Here is a 19706-nt window from a genome sequence, read left to right on the forward strand (position 1 = left end):
GGCGGGGGTGGCCGTCCCGACATGGCCCAGGGCGGCGGCCCCGACGGCACCAAGGGCGCCGAAGCGCTCCAGGCGGTGCGGGACGCTTTGGCGCAATAGTTCAAAGTTCCAATCAAAAATAAGGGGAGGGCACCGGGATGCGCCAGGTTTGGAAAGCGGCTTTCACACTGGTGCCCCTCCTTTCGCTGTCGCTGACGGCCCATCCTGCCGAAGGACAGGTGGCGGGTGGCTCGGTCACGGTGACGGGCCGGCCGGTGCCGAAACGGGCCATCGTCGATCGATGGGTGCGCGACCTTTCGGTGCGGCGCGGGTCCGACGAACCGCTGGCGCGCGTGAGTGCAGAGCTGTGCGTCGCCACGGCGGGGCTTGCGCCGGATTTCGGCAGGCTATTGGCGGACCGCGTGCTGGCCAATGCCGAACGGCTGAACATCCGTCTGGGCGGTGACAAGTGCCGTCCCAATGTCCTGATCCTGTTCGTCGATCATGGCGCGGAGCAGGTCGACTGGCTGCTCAATCACCGGCCGGGCATTTTCGGTGATCTGCCCTATGCCACGATCCGCCAGCTGCGCCACGACCGCGGCCCCGTCCATGCCTGGCATATCACCGCCATCGCCAGCCGTGACGGCGATCAGCTGATGATGGGACCTGACGGTTATCCGACTTTACATATACCCTCGGCAAGCCGCATCGATGCACCGATCCAGTCGCTGATCGTCGCTGCGGTCGTTCTGATCGATCGCTCGGCCGTGGTCGGCAAGTCCGTCAATCAAATTGCGGATTATGCGACGATGCGAACCTTGGCCGTCGTCAACCCGCAGCTGAACCGGGTGGAAGGCGATCGATACGGCACGATCCTGTCTCTCTTTGGAAAGACCGACGCGCCTATGCAGCTGACGGCGTTCGATTGGGGATATCTGCAGGGATTGTATACAGGCCGGGCCACCCGGCGAACATCGGCACAATATGCCGATATGGCGCGTTCGATCGAGAGCGAACTGGCCGCCGGAGACAAGACACCGTGAAATCTCAGGACGGACGTCGCGACCTGACTGCCGGGCCGATCGGCAAGACCCTGCTTCTGTTCGCGCTGCCCACCCTGGGGTCGAGCGTGCTGCAATCGCTCAACGGGTCGATCAACGCCATCTGGATCGGCCAGTTTCTGGGCGAACGGGCGCTGGCGGCGACGACCAATGCCAACATCATCATGTTCCTGCTGGTGGCGGCGACCTTTGGCTTCGGCATGGCGGCGACGATCCTGATCGGCCAGAATATGGGGCGGAGGGATGTCGATGCGGTGCGCCGGGTGCTGGGATCGGCGCTGGGGCTGTTTGCGGTCATCTCGACCCTGACGGTGGTGGTCGGCTGGCTGGCCGCCCCCGCCATCCTGCGCGCGCTGGCGACCCCGGCGGAGGTTTATCCGCTGGCGCTCGCCTATCTGCGGGTCATCTTCGTCGCGATGCCGCCGGGGTTCATCAGCGTGCTGCTGACCATGGCGCTGCGCGGGGTGGGCGATTCGATCACGCCGCTCAAGTTCATGGCGCTGGGTTCGGTGCTGGACGTCGTTTTGAACCCCGTCTTCATCCTGGGGCTGGGGCCCGCGCCGGCGCTGGGGATCGAGGGGTCGGCGATCGCCACGCTGATCGCCAATAGCGGATCGCTGCTGGCGCTTGTGACCTATCTCTACGCCAAGGATCTGGTCGTGCGGCTGCGCGGGGCGGAGTGGCGCTACCTGATCCCCACCCCGACGCTGCTGAAGACGATCGTGGTCAAGGGGTTTCCGATGGGGCTCCAGATGCTGGTCGTTTCCACCTCGGCGCTGGCGATGATGGGGCTGGTCAACCGGCACGGCACCTCGACCACCGCGGCTTACGGCGCGGCGAACCAGCTATGGACCTATATCCAGATGCCCGCCATGGCGGTGGGCGCGGCGGTCAGCGCGATGGCGGCGCAGAATATCGGTGCAGGGCAATGGGATCGGGTCGACCGGATCACGCGCGCGGGGCTGCGCATGAACCTGTTGCTGACCGGCGTGCTGGTGCTGGTCGTGACGTTGCTCGACCGGCATGTGCTGTGGCTGTTCCTGGGCAATGAGCAGGGCGCGATCGATATCGCCGCACGGATCAACCTGATCGCTGGGTGGAGCTTCATGCTGTTCGGCGTGTCGATGGTGCTCGCGGCGACGGTGCGGGCCAATGGCGCGGTGGTCGGGCCGCTCGTCATCCTGGCGATCGCGATGTTCCCGGTTCGCTTCGGCCTGGCCAATCTGTTCGAGCCGATGCTGGGATCGGACGCGATCTGGTGGAGCTTTCCGGCTGGCTCGCTGGCATCGATGGTGATGACCATCGCCTATTATCGTTACGGCAATTGGCGGAAGGGGCGGATGAGTGTCCCGGCGGGCAAGGAAGAGTGCGAGGAACAGGCGCTGGCCGAGGGTCAGCCGACCAACAAGGCGATGCCGGTCGGCTGATCCCTCTCGGGGGCGTCAGACTGGTGCCATCACCTCAATGATCCCCGCCGCGATGCGGGCGGTGACAGGGGTGCGGGCCAGCACCTCGCCATCGATCGAGATGGGCAGCGGGGGAATGGTGTTGAGCTTGATCTCGCGGCCCCGGAACTCCCGGACCTTTTCGCGGCGATAGTCGCTGCGCAGGATGCTGGCGGCCCAGTTGATCACCAAACGGCGCTTCACATGGCCGCAGACCGCCTGCACCACGATCTCGCCGGAATCAACGGCGGCCGACTCCACCAGTTCGGTGCCGCCATGATAGGGGCCGTTGGAGATGCGGACCTCGACGACGCGCAGGCGCTCCCGCTCGCCATTCTGCTCGACGATCAGGGTGAAGGGGCGGAAGCGCAGGAACTGATACGCCGCCCAGCCGAGATAACCCAGCCGCCCGGCGACGCGCTTCAGGCCGTGGGGCACCGTCTCGGCGATCTTGGGGCTGATGCCCATGGCGGCGCAATTGGCGTAATAATCCTTGTCGATCATGCCCAGGTCGATGCGGCGCGGGCGGCCGGCGCGGATCACCTCCACCGCGCCCTCGATATCGAGCGGGATGCCGAGCGAGCGGGCAAAGCTGTTCGCCGTGCCGAGCGGCAGAACGCCCAGCACCACGTCATGTCCCACCATCAGGTCGACCAGCCCGCTGATCGTGCCGTCGCCGCCGCCCAGGATCAGTAGGTCCGGCTTGGCCGCCAGCAGCTCGCGAACCGTCGGCTCGAGGTCCTTGGGGTCCTCCACCGCGCGGGCATCGACCTTGTAGGGCAGGCCGGACATCGCCTTGCACGCCTGCTGGAACAGAGCTTGGCCACGCCGCGACTTGGCATTCACCACCATCGCGGCCGATCGTATCTCTCGCACGTGCAAATTCCTTCCGCCCCCGAAACGCTTGCCATGCAACGCTTGGCAAGCGGGGTCCGATCCCGCAAAAGCATTTTCGATGACCGCTTCCTACCCCGCGCTTCGCCTTCGCCGTACCCGCGCTTCGCAGTGGAGCCGTCGGCTTCATGCCGAAACGGTGCTGACCCCGGCCGATCTGATCTGGCCGCTGTTCGTTACCGAGGGGCAGGGGGTGGAGGAGCCGATCGCCAGCCTGCCCGGCGTCTCGCGCTGGTCGCTGGACGGCATCGTCGCGCGGGCGCGGGAGGCCGCCGAGCTGGGCATTCCCTGTCTGGCCTTGTTCCCCAATACGCCGTCGCAGTTGCGCACCGATGACGGGCGCGAGGCGCTAAACCCCGGCAATCTGATGTGCCGGGCCATTGAGGCGATCAAGGACGCGGTGCCGGATATCGGTGTGCTGACCGATGTCGCGCTCGATCCCTATACGACGCACGGCCATGACGGACTGGTCGATGAGGCCGGTTATGTCGTGAACGACCGGACCGCGGACGCCTTGGTCCAGCAGGCGCTGACCCAGGCGCGCGCCGGATCGGATGTCATTGCGCCGTCCGACATGATGGACGGCCGGGTGGGCATGATCCGCGCCGCCCTGGAGGCGGAGGGTTTCCACAACGTCCAGATCATGGCCTATGCCGCCAAATACGCCAGCGCCTTTTACGGTCCCTTCCGTGACGCGGTGAACACGCGCGGGCTGCTGAAGGGCGACAAGCGCACCTATCAGATGGATCACGCCAATGCCGAGGAGGCGTTGCGCGAGGTTGCGCTGGACCTGGCCGAGGGGGCGGACAGCGTGATGGTGAAGCCGGGCCTGCCCTATCTCGACATCATCCGCCGGGTGAAGGAGGAGTTCCGCGTGCCGACCTTCGCCTATCAGGTGTCGGGTGAATATGCGATGATCGAGACGGCGGTGGCGGCGGGCGCAGCGGACCGGGACGCCATGGTGCTGGAGACGCTGATGGCGTTCAAGCGCGCCGGATGCTCCGGCGTACTGACCTATCATGCCGCCCATGCCGCGCGATTGCTGAACGCCTGACCCGTTTGTCAGGGACGAACCGACCCTCCAGCCTGGCGGCGCGCGCGCTGTTCGTGGCGACGATCCTGACCGGATCGTTCCTGCTGTTTCTGGTCCAGCCGCTGGTCGCGCGCATGGCGCTGCCCCGGCTGGGCGGTGCGCCCGCCGTGTGGAGCTCGGCGATGGTGGTCTACCAGGCGCTGCTGCTGGGCGGCTATTCCTATGCCCATGCGCTGGGGCGCTTGCGTCCGCGGGTGCAGGCGGGGGTGCATCTCGCCATGCTGGGTGTCGCTGGCCTGTGGCTGCCGATCGGATTGATGGCTGTCGACCTGCCCGCCGATGCGGAGCCGACGCTCTGGGTGCCCTGGCTGCTCGGCCTGTCGATCGGGCCGCTGTTCTTCGCCGTGTCGGCGCAGGCGCCGCTGATCCAGCGCTGGTTCGCGCTCGCCCAGGCGGGGCGCAATCCCTATGCGCTCTATGCCGCGTCGAACCTGGGCAGTTTTGCCGGGCTGATCGCCTATCCGTTGCTGGTCGAGCCCGCGATGACGCTGCACGGGCAAAGCCTGTTGTGGAGCGCGGGCTATGGCGTGCTGGCGCTGCTGGTGCTGGCCTGTGCCACGCGGTTGCCGAGTGCGGCCAAGGGCGAGGCGGTGGTTGCGACCTCGCCGCCACCGGGGTGGCGCCGGATCGCGCTATGGGTGGCGCTGGCGGCGGTGCCGTCGGGGCTGGTGACCGCGACATCGACCTATATCACGACCGACATCCTCGCGATGCCGCTACTCTGGGTGTTGCCGCTGGGCCTGTATCTGGCGAGCTTCATCATCGCCTTTGCGACGCGGCGCGGAACGGCGGATACGCTGACCCGGATCGCGCCGGTCACGCTGCTGCTGTTCGGCGGCGTCATCATGGGCAGCTATCCCGAGCGGGCCTATGCCAATGTCGTCGTTGCGCTGCTGCTCCTCTTCATGGTCTCGGTGGCGCTGCACACCGCGATGTACCGGGCGCGGCCTGGGGTCGATCGGCTGACCGGTTTCTATCTGTGGATGGCGGTCGGTGGTGCGCTGGGTGGGGTGTTCGCGGGCATCCTCGCGCCCGTGCTGTTCGACTGGACCTATGAATATCCGCTGTTGATCCTGGCGGCCGGGGCGTTGATCCCGCAGCAATATCTGTTGCCGACGATCCGTGATTTGTGGTGGCGGCATTCGCGCGCGATGCTGATCGCGCTGGCGGTGGCGATCGGATTGCTGCTCGACCTGCGTCTGGTGGGGCCTGCCGACTGGTTCGGCGAAGAGCGGCAAGGACCGATCTTCCTGATCATCGCCGCGCTCGGCTTCCTGGCGATCGGGGCGCGGGCGGGGTTCGTGCTGCTGCTGGCCGGGGCGTTGGTCCTGTTCGGCGGCTATCGCGCGCTGTCTTTGTCGATCGAGCGCGACGCGCGGATGCGCAGCTATTTCGGTGTCTACACGGTGCGCGACGGACCGGGCTATCGCGAGTTGGACCATGGATCGACCGTCCATGGCATCCAGCTTCGCGGGTCGATCGCGCGCGAGCGGACGCCGACTACCTATTATGCGCCCTATTCCGGTGTCGGGCGGGCGATGCGCGCCGCGCCGATGCTCTATGGTCCGGCCGCCCGCATCGGCGTCGTCGGGCTGGGGACCGGTACGCTTGCCTGCTACGCGCAGCCCGGGCAAAGCTGGCGCTTCTACGAGATCGATCCCGTCATCGTGCGCATCGCGCGCGATACCGGCCAGTTCAGCTATTTGCGGCTGTGTCAGCCCCATCCGGTCATCCGGGTTGGCGATGCCCGGTTGCGGCTGTCGGCAGAGGCGTCGGCCAGTTTGGACCTGCTGGCGCTGGATGCCTTTTCCTCCGACGCGGTTCCGGCGCATCTGCTGACGCGGGAGGCCTTTGCGACCTATGCCCGGGTGCTGTCGCGGCGCGGGTTGATGCTCGTCCACATCTCCAACCGCTTCGTCGATCTGGAGCCGCTGGTCGCGGCGGCCGCGCGGGATGGCGGCTGGATGGCCGCCAAGCTTCATTACGTCCCGACCGAACTGGACCGGCGGGATGAGGCCACCCCCTCGGTCTGGCTGGCGCTGTCGCGCGATCCGGCGGTGCTGAAGACGCTGGAGAAGCAGGGCGGCGACTGGACCCCGGCGGTCGCGCCGCCGGGGCTGGCGGCCTGGACGGACGATTATTCCAGCATCCTGCCCTTCATCCGCCAGTTCTGAGCGGCTCAGCCGCTGGGCAGTTGCGCGGTCAGCGCCTTGATCTGCTCGCCCTGCTTTGTGGTCTGCGCCGTGGCCCGCTCGCGCATCGCGACGAGTGCGGGATAGTCGGGCTCCAGCGCAGCGGCGCGCTTGATCGCCAGGTCGTCGATCTCGGTCAGGATCGCCGAACTGCGCGAGCGGATTTCGTCGAGCGTGGCGAGCTCGGTCTGTGCGGCCAGCCATGCGTCGCTGCCGACCGGCTGGCCCTTGGCCTTGGCCACATTGTCGCGGGCACGGTCATAGGCCGTGGCAAAGGCCGCACCGGCTTCATCCAGTCGTCCGCCCAGTTGCGTGATCTGCGTATCGAGCGCGGGATCGGGGCGGAGCACCACGGGCTTGGCGGCAGGCTCGGCAAAGCCCTGTTTCTCGACCGGCCGGACCGCGAGCGAGGGATAGGGCGTCGTGTCGCGATCGCGTGCGCATCCGCCCAGAGACAGGGCGGCGAGCAGGCTCGCCATGGCAAGCAGCGGAGCGGAGCGGAGCGGGGCAGGGAAGAATTGGGTCATCGCGGTCATCCTAGACACGGAACGGTGCCGGTCAAAATGCCGCGACGCGCCATTCGCGGCTTTGCCAGAAAAAATGTGGATAACCCCAGCAAAGGGCTTGCCACGCTTTCGAAGCGCTTCTAAGAGCCCACCTCCACAGCGCGCCCGTAGCTCAGCTGGATAGAGCATCAGACTACGAATCTGAGGGTCGGACGTTCGAATCGTTCCGGGCGCGCCAGTGGATCACATCAGGTCTCGACAGAGACCCCATGCGCGCCCGTAGCTCAGCTGGATAGAGCATCAGACTACGAATCTGAGGGTCGGACGTTCGAATCGTTCCGGGCGCGCCATTTTCCTACATCGTTGGATCACAAAGCCCGGCTTTGCTCTTTCGCCGATCTTGCATCCTGTTTCTCCCCCCGCGGGGGGAGAAAGCGCCGGCTGCGTCAAGGTTGGACTTCCTTGCCCTCCCAATCGAATAGCTTGCCGCTGTCGGGCGCCTTCAGCCCGTCGATCACGTCCAGCAGCTGCACCGCCGCGCGGTCGGGCGCGAACAGGCCGCCGGGGCGGACATTGCCTTGAAACGGCTTGGAGAGTGTCGTGTCGACCGTGCCGGGATGCAGGCCGACGATGATCGAGCGATCGTTGCGCCGCTTATGCTCGATCGCCAGCGTACGGATGAACTGGTTCAGCGCCGCCTTGGACGCGCGATAGCCATACCAGCCGCCCATCCGGTTGTCCGAGATAGAACCGACCCGCGCCGACAGCGCGGCGAACAGCGTCTTGCCGGTCCGCGGCATGATCGGGAGCAAATGCTTGGCGACCAGCGCCGGGCCGATCGCGTTGACCGCAAAGTTGCGCGCCAGCCAAGCGGGATCGAGCTGGTCGATCGCCTTTTCCGGGCCGCGCTCCCCGTCATGGAGCAGGCCGGTGGCGACGATCACGAGATCAGGGGCGGGGCCTTTGGCGATCCGGGCAGCGGCGGCGGCGATGCTCGCCTCATCCTCCAGGTCGAGATGCGCGTCGCCGGTCATCGAGCGGGCGAAACGCGTGACCGCCACGCCCTCGTCCTCCAGCGCATCGGCGATGGCCCCACCGATGCCGCCCGACGCGCCGATGACGACGGCCTGTTTCCACTCGCTCATCGCACGAATCTCCATATGTCCGGCGTGCTTGCCTCGGCATCGAACGCATAACCGTCACTATCGAAACCTCGCATCGCGTCCGTCTCGGTGACTTGGTGCTCGACCATCCAGCGTGCCATCGCGCCGCGTGCCTTCTTGGCATGGAAGCTGACGAAGCGGTCGCCCTCGCGGAAGTCGACGGCGATGATGCGGATCGAGGCAGGCAATTGCCCGTCGACCGCATGCCAATATTCCTGGCTGGCGAGGTTCAGGATGGTGCCCGATCCCTCGGCCTCGATCTCCTGGGCGAGCCGCTGAGCGATACGGTCGCCCCACCAGTCGGTCAGCTTGCCACCGCCCGACCCGCCTTTGTGCGGCGCCCAGCGCGTGCCCATTTCCAGCCGATAGGGGCGCATCGCGTCCAGCGGACGGAGCAGGCCGTACAGCCCCGACAGCATCCGCAGATGGTCCTGCGCGAACAATATGGCGGGCTCGTCCAGCGTCTTGGCTTCGAGCCCCGTATAGACGTCGCCGGCAAAGGCGAACAGGGCGGGCCGCTCCGGCGCATCGGCGAAGTCGCGAAACCGCTCGGCATTCAGCTTTGCGAGCGCGGGCGAAATGCGCATCAGCGAGCCCAGCTTCTCCTCGCCCAGCCCGGAGGCCGCCTGGGCCAGTTCCTCGGCTTCCCGGGCGAAATGGGGCGCGGTCGGCGCGAGGGCGGGCAGGGAGCTCTGGTAATCGAGCGTCTTGGCGGGGGAAATGACGGCAATCATGACCGCGCCCGCTAGCGCCCGGAGCGTTCGCGTTCAATCCGCGTTCAGCGGTGGGTGGATAGGTGGCGACGCATCATCGCATTGCTTGAACGGGGCGTCCGCTGTCCCTACAAGCCCCGCCATCGACGGTTGTGGACCCGACAGGCTCTATTCTTGGAGAAATTTCGCATGAAGATCATTCCGAAGCTCGCGCTTGCGGCCGTGCTGGCGACGAGTGTGAGTGGGGTCGTCCTGACCGTTCCGGCCGTGGCGCAGAAGAAGAAGGGCGAGGAAGCCGGTGGCCTGAAGCTGAGCCCCGAGGCGCTGAAGGCCGCCCAGGCCGCCCAGCCGGTGATGCAGCAGAAGAACTATGCCGCCGCCGAGCCGCTGGTCGCTGCGGTCGAAGCTGCCGCCAAGACCGAGGATGACAAATATATCGCGGCCGCGCTGCGTTATGAGCTGGAGTCCGGCAAGCTGTATGCGGCCCAGCAGGCCAATCCGAACGCTCCGATCGACGAGGCCGTGCTCGCCAAGCCGCTCGATGCGCTGATCGCCAGCCCGTCGACCCCGGCGGCCGACAAGCCGCGCTATGTCTATCGTCGTGGCGCGCTGGCTTATAACGGCAAGCAGTATCCGATCGCCCTGCAATATTTCCAGCAGGCCAAGCAGCTGGGTTATAACGACCCGAATCTGCCGATGCTGATGGTCAAGGCCAAGTTCGAGTCGGGCGATGTCGCGGGCGGCAATGCCGAGTTGGCATCGGTTATCGACCAGATGAACGCGTCGGGCCAGAAGGCGCCGGAGGATTATTACAAGTACGCCATCGGTCGCGCCAACAAGGCGAAGATGGTGCCGGAGACGCTGGGCTGGCTGCGCAAGTGGGTCGCCGCCTATCCGACCGCGCAGAACTGGCGCAACACGCTGGTGATCTACGGCCTGCAGCCGGGGTCGCTGGCGACGCTGGACAAGAACCAGAAGCTCGACCTGTTCCGCCTGATGCGCGCCTCCAAGTCGCTGGCCGACCAGAACGACTATATGGAATATGCCCAGTACGCGACCGACAAGGGCCTGCCCGCCGAAGCCGCGGCCGTGCTGAAGGAAGGCATGGCGACCGGCAAGATCCCGACGGGCAATGCCACCGCCAAGGCGATGCTGACCGCGGCGGACGCCAAGAGCAAGCAGGAAGGCTCGCTGGCCCCGACCGAGGCGCGCGCCAAGTCGGCTGGCGACGGCAAGCTCGCCGCGCTGACCGCCGAGGCCTATTACGGCCAGGGCAATTACGCCAAGGCGGTGGAGCTGTACCGCGCCGCGCTGCAAAAGGGTGGTGTCGACGCCAATGAGGTGAACACCCGCCTGGGCATCGCGCTGGCCGCGCAGGGCGACAAGGCGGGCGCGACCGCCGCGTTCGACGCCGTGAAGGGCACCCCGCGCGCCGATCTCGCCGCGTTCTGGAAGACCTGGCTCAGCACCCAGGCGTAATGCGAAAGGCCCCTGCGCCGCAGGGCGTGGGGGCCTTTTCGTCGCGAGTGCCGTTTGGTCTGAGCGACATCGAAAGCCCGGGGCAATCGCACACGAAAAGGGCCGGTCCTCCCCCGTGGAGAACCGGCCCTTTCCTGTCGGTGGCAAACTCGATCAGTCCGCTTCGATCGGTATCCCCGACACCTGCTTGGCGGTCCGGATCGTCAGCGAGGTCTTGACGCTGGCGACATTGGGTGCGGGCGTCAGATGGCCGGTCAGGATTTCCTGGAAGCTCTTCAGGTCCGACGCGACGATCTTCAGGATGAAGTCGATCTCGCCGTTCAGCATGTGGCATTCGCGGACTTCGGGAATGCCTGCGACATGCGCCTCGAACGCGGCGAGATCATGCTCGGCCTGGCTGCGCAGCGACACCATCGCGAAGACGGTGATCGGAAAGCCCAGGCGCGCGGCATCCAGATCGGCGTGATAGCCCCGGATCGCGCCCGCTTCCTCCAGCGCGCGGACCCGGCGCAGGCATGGCGGGGCGGTCAGGCCGACCCGCTCGGCCAGCTCGACATTGGTCATTCGGCCATCGGCCTGCAACAGCGCCAGGATCTGCCGATCGATACGATCGAGCGCCATTACACAATACTCCACATAAACTGTCGAATCCCTAAGCCCTATGACGGCCAGCTATAAGAAAATTACGCACTATCGCAATTCTCCGACAATGCAAAGGCGCGCAGAAGGATATTTGCAGGTTACCAGTTGGAAGGATAAGGACGCTAAACAAGGATGCTGGCGGCCGAAAGGCCAAGGATGAAGGGAGCTTCGTGCGGTTCGACGACAGTCTGGCGACGATTTTATCGGCCGACACTGCGACGCCATTCGGCGCGCAGACTGCCTGGCGGCAGCTTGTCGACCTGATGAGCCGTGGCCGCGTGCCCGCCGACGCACCGATGCTGGCCCGCTTGGACACTCTGCGTCCCTCCGTGCCGGTCCAGGTTCGCGCGGCCAGCGCCCGTATGCTGGCCATGGCGCATCCGCCGGTCGAACTGGTCTTCTTCTTTACCGAGGATGAGCATGAGGTCGCGGCATCCCTGTTGCGGATGGCGCGGCTGAGCGATGCCGAATGGCTGGCCCTGCTGCCTCGGTTGAATCCGCGCACGCGGTCGGTCCTGCGGCACCGTCGTGATCTGTCGGATGCGGTCATGCGCGGGCTGGACAGTTTTGGCCGGGTCGATTTCGTCTTGTCGCATGCCCCGGAGTCGAAAGCCTCCATGGAGCAGGTCGAAGCCGTTGCCCCGGAGCCCATCGCCGAAGCCGGGCCTGCGCCCGTCGAGATCGCGCCGGCGGAAAGCCCGGAGGCCGAACTGCCACCGCTCTCCATCCTGCTCGATCCCCTGCCGATGCAGGCCGCAACACCTTTCGTTGCGTTGAGCCAGGTGGCGCGGGGCTTGCCGTTCATGGCCGAGGCGCTGCGCCACGCCCCCGCGCCCACCGCGCCGCCCCGTTACGAGATTGCCGATCTGGTCGCGCGGATCGATGCCTTCAACCAACGGCGCGAGGAAGTGACCGGGGCAACGCACAGTGATGCAGGCCCGGCGCATTTCGATTTCGACACCGATCCGACCGGGATGATCTTAGGCGTCGACGGCGTGACGCGTGGACCGCTGGTCGGCGTGAGCATTGCGGAGACCGCGATGCAGGGGCTTGCGCAGTTCGACGGCGTGGCGATGGGCGCCTTTCGTCGCCGCTCGCCCTTCCGCGACGCGCGGCTGGAGATAGGCGGCTCCTCGGCGGCCGCAGGATCGTGGCGGGTGTCGGCCATGCCCTGGTTCGATCCCGTGTCCGGCCGGTATATGGGTTATCGCGGCAGCGGTCGGCGGCCGCGCCGGGACGAAATGGCGAATGTGACCGAAGCGACGATGGGCGACACCTCGCCGTCCGACTCGCTGCGCCAGTTGGTCCATGAACTGCGCACCCCCGCCAATGCCGTGGCGGGTTTTGCCGAGCTGATCGAAAGCGAGCTGCTGGGCCCTGTGGCCCCGGTCTATCGCGATCGCGCCAGCGCCATCCGGTCGATGGCGGCGGATCTGCTCGCCTCGGTCGAGGATCTGGATACCGCCGCCCGGATCGAGGGGCATGTGCTGGAGCTGCGGCCGAGCGTCGTTCCGCTGGCACCGCTGATCCAGCGGGTGTTGGCCGAACTCGCGCCGCTGGCCGAATTGCGCCGGGCGGAGATCCGCTTCGATCCGCCCGCGACCTCGATCGCCGCTCTGGCCGACGACCGAGCTGCCGAACGGTTGCTGACCCGGCTCTTCTCGGTCTTGCTGTCGAACTGCGTCGTCGGTGAGCGCCTGTCCGCCAGCCTGGCGGAGGATCAGGGCATGGCCGCGTTGCGGGTCGATCGTCCGCTCGCCCTGACGGTCGAAACCGAGGCGGCGCTGCTCAGCGAGGCGGGGGATGAGGAGCAGCGTGAGGGCGCACCGCTGCTCGGCACCGGCTTCTCGCTGCGACTGATCGACAAGCTGGGCGCTGAAATGGGCGGCGGGCTGAGCATCGGCCTGCACCGGGTCGTGCTGGCACTGCCCCTGGGCGATGATCGGCGGGCAGGGCGGGCCTCGTCCGGCTGATCGTGCCGAAGCCGGTCCGCCCCTGGCGTCCCGACGCCGCCACTCCGGCCGAGCGGATTGCATGGCCGGACGACTTCGGCCCTCACTTTCTGGTGTTCGTGGATGTCGAGGAGGAGTTCGACTGGTCGGCACCGCTCGACCGGCGGCACCGTTCGACCAGGGCGATGCGGGCCTTTGCTCCGGCGCATCGCCGGTTCGCGGCGGCCGGGGTCGGCCTGAACTGCATGGTCGATTATCCGGTGGCGGTCGATCCCGCCTCGGTGGCGATTCTGGCGGAATGCGTCACGGATGGGCGCTCGGAGATCGGCGCGCAACTCCATGCCTGGGTCACGCCACCGCATCACGAGGTCGTAGATCCCTTTACCAGCCATGCGGGCAATCTGCCTTTGGCCTTGGAAGCCGCCAAGCTCGATACGCTGACCGAGGCTATCGCCACCTCCTTTGGAGCGCGGCCGCGCATCTTCCGCTCGGGGCGCTACGGGCTTGGTCCCTCATCGCTGGCACTGCTTGCCGAGCGGGGATATCGGCTCGACAGTTCGATGCGGGCGCTCCACGATTATGGCGATACCGGCGGCATGGATTTCAGCGGAATCGACTCGCATGGCTTTCGCCGCGACGGCATGATCGAACTGCCGCTGACCAGTGTCTATACCGGTCTGCTTCGAGGGCGGGGTGAGAGCCTCTATCCCAAGGCCGGGCGCTGGCCGCACGGGCGAGGTGCGATGGCGCGATTGGGCCTGCTCAACCGCATTCCGCTGACGCCCGAGGGCGTGAGTATCGGCGATGCACTGGCCGGGATCGACCGCGCGGTGGCTGACAGCGTTCGCCTGCTGACCTTTTCCTTCCACTCGCCGACCTTGGAGCTGGGGCATACGCCCTATGTCCGCACGGCGCGCGATCGCGAGATGTTCGATCGCTGGTGGGACCGTGTGTTCGATCGACTGGCCCGGCACGGCGTGACCCCTACGACGATGGCAGACGTACTAGCTGCGGCCGATCGCAGCGCCGGTCAGCCGGACCACGGCGCACGTGGCCCGGCCTTATCGGGTCACTGACGCTTCATCGCCTCGATCAGCTTCTTCACGTCCTGGCTCCGGCCCCGCGGCAGGATGAGGATATCGTCGCCGCTCGCCACGACGATCAGGTCTTCGACGTCAACGGCTGCGATGCGCACCCGGTCGGTGCGGATCAGGCAGTTCTTGGTATCGATCGCCAGCACTTCGCCACGATGGGCGTTGCCCAGACCATCGAGATCGCTGATCGCGTGCAGCGCGTCCCAGCTGCCGACATCGTTCCAGCCCATGGCGACCGGCACAACCGCGACGCGGTCGGCCCGCTCCATCACCGCATAGTCGATCGAATCCGATGGGCAGGCGGAGAATTCGGTTTCGTCCGGCAGGATACGCTTGCCGTCATGCTTGGCGGCGCGGACCGCCTTTTCGGCGGCGACCAGCATCTCGGGTGCATGCTGGCCCAGCTCTTCCAGATAGCGGTCGGCGCGGAACAGGAAGATGCCGCCGTTCCACGCATAGTCGCCCCGCGCCAGCATGGCCTCTGCGCGCTCCAGCCGGGGCTTTTCGACGAAGCGGGCGACCTGATGGACACCCGAGGCGATCTCACGCCCGACCTGAATCCAGCCATAGCCCGTTTCGGGCTTGTCGGGGGCGATGCCGAACGTCGCCAGCCAGCCCTGCGACACCATGGGCAGCGCGGCGCGAATGGCGGCGTGAAAGGCGTCAAGGTCTGCGATCACATGGTCGGACGGCATGACCAGCAGCACGTCCTCCGGCTTGGCGACCAGCGCGGCGAGCGCGATGGCGGGGGCGGTGTTGCGCGCCACCGGTTCCAGGATCAGGGCCTGAGGCGGCGTACCCGCATCGACCAACTGACCCTCGACCAGATCGGCATGACGCTGTCCGGCCACCACGATCGGGGGGGCAAAGTCGTTGGAATTGGTCCGCTGCGCCGTCAGCTGCAACATGGTCTCGTCAGAGGTCAGCGCCAGCAACTGCTTCGGCATATCCGGCTTCGACATCGGCCAGAGACGTGTGCCGGAACCCCCGGACAGGATGACTGGCACGATTTGATTATGCATGAATGCCCCTTCGTTATGCCGCGCCCTTCCGGCCCGATCCGGGTAACGCGATGCGCATAACGCGCGAAATCGAATTTCTTCACGCTTCGTTTGTCATTGTTTGCAAAAATTAGGACGGATCACGGAAAAGGTCGTGGCGAAGGCCGTTTGGGGGTTATGCGTTGAGTAGATGATCCGCCTGTTCAAACATTATGTCCCCCATGCGGCGCTGTTGCTCGGGCTGGTCGATTTCCTGCTTCTGATGCTGGCGGCGGAGCTGGGCTGGCTATTGCGGGCCCGGCAGATCGGCTTTCCGGCGGGAACATTCGTGGAGCGACTGCCTCAGGTGCTGAGCTTCGCCATCCCGCTTCAGGTCGCGTTGCTGGCGGTCGGCGCCTATTCGGCGGCTTCGTTCCTGTCGCTGCGCTTTGCGGCGGCGCGGTTGATGGTGGCGATCTCGCTTGGCGTCATCTTCCTGTCGCTCATCTACTTTTTCCTGCCGAACCTGTCCTACTGGCGGTCGAGCCTGTTTTTCTCGATGATCCTGGCCGTTGCGCTGCTGGTCGTGGTGCGGGGGCTGCTGGGCGGATTGCTGGGCGGCGACCGGTTCAAGCGACGGGTCATCCTGATGGGGGCGGGCGAGCGAGCGGCGCAGATCGTCAAGCTGGCATCGCGGCCCGGCTCCAACTTCCTGGTCGCGGGCGCGATTGCGATGAATGCCGACGAGACCGCCGTGCCGGAGGCTGTCCAGCGAGCCGACATCTCCAGCCTGCGCGGCTTCGTGATAGACCGGGAAGCCAGCGAGGTGGTGCTGGCCATCCAGGAACGCCGCAATGCGTTGCCTTATCAGGACCTGTTGCGGGTTCGCACAACCGGCGTGCAAGTGTCGGAACTGTCCAGCTTTCTAGAGCGCGAGACGGGGCGTATCGATCTCGCCTCTGTCAGCCACAGTTGGCTGATCTTTTCCGAGGGTTTTTCTTCGGGTCGGATGTGGTCGGCCATGTACAAGCGTGCCTTCGACATCGCGGTAAGCCTGATCCTGTTGGTCGTTGCGCTTCCGATCATCCTGTTGACCGCGATTGCCATTCGTCTGGAATCGCGCGGTCCCGCCTTCTACCGGCAACGGCGCGTCGGCCTGTTCAACGAGCCGTTCGAGATATTGAAGCTGCGGTCGATGCGCCAGGACGCGGAGGTGGCAGGCCAGGCGGTCTGGGCGGAGAAGGACGATCCCCGTATCACCCGCATCGGCCGCTTCATCCGCAAGGTCCGCATTGACGAACTTCCGCAAATCTGGTCGGTCCTGGCGGGGGAAATGAGCTTTGTCGGGCCGCGTCCCGAGCGGCCGCAATTCGTCGAGCAGCTTGAACAGCAAATCCCCTTTTATGCCGAACGGCATATGGTCAAACCCGGCATCACCGGCTGGGCCCAGCTCAACTATCCCTATGGCGCGTCGATCGACGATGCGCGGGAGAAGCTGGAATATGACCTTTATTATGCCAAGAACTATTCGCCCTTTCTGGACGCGCTGATCCTGCTGCAGACGCTGCGTGTCATTTTGTGGCCATCGGGCGCGCGGTGACGATGGCGGAGGTGTCGGACAAGGCGTCTCCCTATCGGGGGCGGGATCGGCGCAAGTCGCATCCTTATCCGATGATGCGGCGCAAACGGCGTATCTGGCGGCGGCGGTCGATCCGGCGGCGGATCAGGATCATCGCGGTGCTGCTGGCGATCGGTCTGGCCGTGGGCGGGCTGCTGGCTCTTTTGCACGGCCAAAAGGCGCCGGTCGATCCGGCGCTCGCTCTGCGCCGCGCAACGACCGCGCTGGAGGCGGGGAACTACCACGCCGCGCATGACCAAGCGCGACAGGCGGCGACCGCCGCCCCGCGTTCGGCGGCGGCGCAGATGATGCTGGCCCGCACCAGCCTGTTACTGCGCCAGGGCGTCGCGGCAGAGGCGGCGCTCGACCGGGCGCTGGCCGATGGTGTTCCGCTGGCGGCGACACTGGCGGAGCGGGTGGAAGCCCGGCTGTTGCTCGGTAATCTGGCGGGGGCGCAGGACGCGGTCGACCGGATGCCCGCCGAGCGTGATGCCGCGATGATCCGCGCGGCGGCCCGACTGAAGGCGGCGCAGGGCGGCGGCGGAGCGGCCTTGCGCCGGGCCCTAGAACACTTGGTCGCCCGGTATCCCGAGGATGCCCGCAGCTGGACTGAGCTGGGCCGCAGCCGGTTCGGGGCAGGGGACATGGACGGCGCCTCACACGCGGCGGCGCGGGCGGCGGCACTCGCGCCAGCCGATCCCGATGCGCTGACGCTGCAGGGCGAGGTGGTGCGCGCGCGCTATGGCCTGGCGGCGGGGCTGCCCTGGTTTCAGGCGGCGTTGAAGCGCGATCCCTATGATCATCCGGCGCTGATCCAATATGCCGCCACGCTCGGCGATATGGGGCGTGCTACGGACGCACTGGCGGCAACACGAACTGCGCTCGTGTCCGAACCTGGCAGCCCGGAGGCGCTATACCTGCAAGCGGTGATCGCGGCGCGCGCCGGGCAATTCGCGCTGGCGCAACAGGCCCTGGAATTGACCGGTGGGGCGTTGCGGGCAAGGCCTTCGGTCGCGTTGCTCGACGGCGCGCTCGCTTATGCGCAGGGGCGGCCGCAGCGCGCGGTGCGGGTCTGGACCCGGCTGGTGACGATGCAGCCGATGAACGTTGCCGCCCGCGAGTTGCTGGCGGCGGCGCAGATTGCGGCGGGGGACCGTCCCGCCGCGCTGGCGACGCTGCGTCCGATCCTGTCACGGGCCGATGCCGATGGCTATGCCCTGCGTATGGCGGCTCTGGCCATGCCCGACCGATACCACGCGCTGCTCGACCGGGTGGCGCAGGGGCGGAGGGGCGATGCCGCGATCTTCCTGGCGGACCGCCCCGTGGCCGAGCTTGCCATCGCGGCCGGAAACGCGCCGACCGATCCGACCTATGCGCTCGGCCTGATCCGTGGGCTCGCCAGTCGCGGCGACCGGGTGGGGGCGATCCAGAAGGCGCTGGCGCTGGTTCGTGCCAGCTCCGGCGCGCCGGCCGCGCAGATGGCTTACGGCGATACACTGGCCACGGCCGGGCGAATGGCCGAGGCGATGACGCCCTATGCCCGCGCGGCGAACCTGACCTTCGACGAGCCTGCCATGCTGCGTCTGGTCGATGGCTACCAGCGGATCGGTCGGTCCCGCGACGCCGCCGCCAGTCTGAGCCTCTATCTGTCGCAGAACCCGCAAAACATCGCCGCCCGCCGCCTGCTCGCCCAGTGGCAGATGGCCGCCGGACGCTGGAATGACGCAATCGAGACGTTGGAAGGGCTTCGCGATCAGCTGGGGTTGCGCGACGTCACGCTGCTCCAGCAATTGGCCATTGCCTATGCCCAATCGGGAGACGGCGTGGTGGCGCGGCGTTACGGCGCGGCGGCCTATCGCCTGTCGCCGATGAATGCGGGTGTGGCGGATGCCTATGGCCTGGCGCTGGCGGCGGACGGGCAGGAGGAGGGCGCACGGCAGCTGTTCGACAAGGCGCTGGCACTGGCCCCGGGCGACCCGACGATCCTCGCGCACCGCGCTCAGCTCTGATCGCTGTTCGCTTGGCAGGGCCATGAGCGTGCCCTACCAGCGGCATCATGACCGATCTCGCCACACCGCTGCTCGAACGTATCGCCGCCGCCTTGGAGCGGATCGCGCCGCCGCCATCGCCCTCGGCCGATCCGCTGGCGCATCCGGCCTATCTGTGGCGGGGCGGAGTGCTCCACGCGGCGCGCAGCTTCGCGCCCGTCGCCCTGACGCTGCTCCACGGGCTGGAGCGGCAGCGGGAGGCGCTGCTGACCAATCTGGCCCGGTTGGCCGATGGTCACGCGGCGCAGGACGTGCTGCTCTGGGGCGCACGGGGCACGGGCAAGTCGGCGCTTGTCAAGGCAGGCGTCGCTGCCGTGCAGGCCGAGCGACCCGGCCGCCTGGCGCTGGTCTCGGTCGACAGCCTCGACAGTCTGCCCGATCTCTTCGCGATGCTGGAGCCTGTCGACCGCGCCTTTGCGGTGTTCATCGACGATTTGGGGTTCGAGGGTGCGGGGGAGGCGCGCAAGCTGCGGTCGCTGCTCGACGGCGGAGCAGAGGCGCGGCCCGCACATGTCCGGCTGCTCGTCACCGCCAATCGCCGCCATCTCCTGCCCCGCGACCTCAGCGAGCAGGATAGCGCCATCAATCCGCGTGACGTGGTCGACGACCAGCTGGCGCTCGCAGATCGTTTCGGGCTCAGCCTGGGATTCCACACGCTGGACCAGGACGGTTATCTGGCGATCGTGCGCGGCTATGCCGATCGCTACGACCTGCCGTTCGATGGGGACGAAGCGGTCAATTGGGCGACACGGCGGGGCAGCCGTTCGGGCCGGGTGGCCTGGCAATATGTGGTTGATCTCGCCGGGCGAACGGGGCGCTCTCTGTAATAATTTGGGCGACAGTTAAA

17 protein-coding genes and 2 tRNA genes are annotated in these 19706 nt (G+C 66.8%); 13 read left to right on the forward strand and 6 right to left on the reverse strand.

Annotated elements, in window-relative coordinates; genetic code table 11:
* From SB4_RS20645 to SB4_RS05105, 3 genes are all read left to right on the forward strand, one after another.
* Window positions 1-99, forward strand: a 99-nt coding sequence (locus SB4_RS20645) for a DHHA1 domain-containing protein (protein WP_153006075.1), incomplete at its 5' end; no start/stop codon positions are given.
* Window positions 100-170: 71 nt separating this feature from the next.
* A complete protein-coding gene (locus tag SB4_RS05100) occupies window positions 171-1022 on the forward strand; it encodes a hypothetical protein (RefSeq protein ID WP_153006076.1) in 852 nt (283 codons plus the stop codon).
* Window positions 1019-2467, forward strand: a complete 1449-nt coding sequence (locus tag SB4_RS05105; protein WP_058751700.1) for an MATE family efflux transporter — start codon at window positions 1019-1021, stop codon at window positions 2465-2467. The genes SB4_RS05100 and SB4_RS05105 overlap by 4 nt, the downstream gene beginning before the upstream one ends.
* Before the next feature lie 15 nt (window positions 2468-2482).
* Here SB4_RS05105 and SB4_RS05110 read toward each other — a convergent pair whose 3' ends face one another.
* Entirely contained in the window at window positions 2483-3337 is an 855-nt protein-coding gene (locus SB4_RS05110; protein ID WP_058751701.1) for a diacylglycerol/lipid kinase family protein, read from the reverse strand.
* 103 nt (window positions 3338-3440) lie between these two features.
* On the opposite strand from SB4_RS05110, the gene hemB reads away from it, so the two are divergent.
* Both hemB and SB4_RS05120 read left to right on the forward strand, forming a co-directional pair.
* Window positions 3441-4433, forward strand: a complete 993-nt coding sequence (gene hemB / locus SB4_RS05115; RefSeq protein ID WP_058751702.1) for a porphobilinogen synthase — start codon at window positions 3441-3443, stop codon at window positions 4431-4433.
* The gene (locus SB4_RS05120; RefSeq protein WP_193753740.1) at window positions 4376-6646 is read left to right on the forward strand and encodes a fused MFS/spermidine synthase; all 2271 of its coding nucleotides are present in this window, start codon (window positions 4376-4378) and stop codon (window positions 6644-6646) included. The genes hemB and SB4_RS05120 overlap by 58 nt, the downstream gene beginning before the upstream one ends.
* A gap of 5 nt (window positions 6647-6651) precedes the next feature.
* On the opposite strand, the gene SB4_RS05125 is transcribed toward SB4_RS05120, so the two are convergent.
* Window positions 6652-7191: a hypothetical protein gene (locus SB4_RS05125; protein WP_058751729.1), complete on the reverse strand. Its 540-nt coding sequence runs from the start codon at window positions 7189-7191 to the stop codon at window positions 6652-6654.
* Window positions 7192-7331: 140 nt separating this feature from the next.
* Between SB4_RS05125 and SB4_RS05130 the strand changes: the two genes are divergently transcribed.
* Together SB4_RS05130 and SB4_RS05135 are read left to right on the forward strand one after the other, a co-directional pair.
* Window positions 7332-7408: transfer RNA gene (locus SB4_RS05130), tRNA-Arg, on the forward strand.
* Between the two features lie 35 nt (window positions 7409-7443).
* A tRNA-Arg gene (locus tag SB4_RS05135) sits at window positions 7444-7520 on the forward strand.
* Between the two features lie 96 nt (window positions 7521-7616).
* On the opposite strand, the gene SB4_RS05140 is transcribed toward SB4_RS05135, so the two are convergent.
* Window positions 7617-8315, reverse strand: coding sequence for an SDR family NAD(P)-dependent oxidoreductase (locus tag SB4_RS05140; protein WP_058751704.1), 699 nt, complete (start codon window positions 8313-8315; stop codon window positions 7617-7619).
* Entirely contained in the window at window positions 8312-9067 is a 756-nt protein-coding gene (locus SB4_RS05145) for a YaaA family protein (protein ID WP_058751705.1), read from the reverse strand. The genes SB4_RS05140 and SB4_RS05145 overlap by 4 nt, the downstream gene beginning before the upstream one ends.
* Before the next feature lie 168 nt (window positions 9068-9235).
* Between SB4_RS05145 and SB4_RS05150 the strand changes: the two genes are divergently transcribed.
* Complete coding sequence (locus tag SB4_RS05150) at window positions 9236-10525, forward strand: hypothetical protein (protein ID WP_058716096.1); 1290 nt, start codon at window positions 9236-9238, stop codon at window positions 10523-10525.
* Window positions 10526-10678: 153 nt separating this feature from the next.
* On the opposite strand, the gene SB4_RS05155 is transcribed toward SB4_RS05150, so the two are convergent.
* Window positions 10679-11146, reverse strand: a complete 468-nt coding sequence (locus tag SB4_RS05155) for an Lrp/AsnC family transcriptional regulator (RefSeq protein ID WP_042487895.1) — start codon at window positions 11144-11146, stop codon at window positions 10679-10681.
* 191 nt (window positions 11147-11337) lie between these two features.
* Between SB4_RS05155 and SB4_RS05160 the strand changes: the two genes are divergently transcribed.
* Window positions 11338-13140: a sensor histidine kinase gene (locus SB4_RS05160; protein WP_058751706.1), complete on the forward strand. Its 1803-nt coding sequence runs from the start codon at window positions 11338-11340 to the stop codon at window positions 13138-13140.
* Window positions 13141-13142: 2 nt separating this feature from the next.
* On the forward strand, window positions 13143-14195 hold the full coding sequence (locus SB4_RS05165; protein ID WP_338112941.1) for a polysaccharide deacetylase family protein: 1053 nt from the start codon (window positions 13143-13145) through the stop codon (window positions 14193-14195).
* Here the strand turns inward: SB4_RS05165 and SB4_RS05170 are convergent.
* Window positions 14189-15235 carry a mannose-1-phosphate guanylyltransferase/mannose-6-phosphate isomerase gene (locus SB4_RS05170; protein ID WP_082669983.1) on the reverse strand — a complete coding sequence of 349 codons (1047 nt, stop codon included), beginning with the start codon at window positions 15233-15235 and terminating at the stop codon, window positions 14189-14191. The two genes, SB4_RS05165 and SB4_RS05170, sit on opposite strands and share 7 nt — an antisense overlap.
* A 169-nt stretch (window positions 15236-15404) precedes the next feature.
* On the opposite strand from SB4_RS05170, the gene SB4_RS05175 reads away from it, so the two are divergent.
* The 3 genes from SB4_RS05175 to SB4_RS05185 are packed head-to-tail and all read left to right on the forward strand — an operon-like array spanning window position 15405 to window position 19686.
* Window positions 15405-16793, forward strand: a complete 1389-nt coding sequence (locus SB4_RS05175; protein WP_058751708.1) for a TIGR03013 family XrtA/PEP-CTERM system glycosyltransferase — start codon at window positions 15405-15407, stop codon at window positions 16791-16793.
* Complete coding sequence (locus SB4_RS05180; protein ID WP_058751709.1) at window positions 16772-18820, forward strand: tetratricopeptide repeat protein; 2049 nt, start codon at window positions 16772-16774, stop codon at window positions 18818-18820. Before SB4_RS05175 ends, SB4_RS05180 begins: the two co-directional genes overlap by 22 nt.
* Window positions 18821-18867: 47 nt before the next feature.
* Complete coding sequence (locus SB4_RS05185; RefSeq protein WP_058751710.1) at window positions 18868-19686, forward strand: ATP-binding protein; 819 nt, start codon at window positions 18868-18870, stop codon at window positions 19684-19686.
* Window positions 19687-19706: the final 20 nt, after the last annotated feature.

The organism is Sphingomonas sanguinis (genome assembly GCF_001476905.1).
GTDB lineage: Bacteria > Pseudomonadota > Alphaproteobacteria > Sphingomonadales > Sphingomonadaceae > Sphingomonas > Sphingomonas sanguinis_B.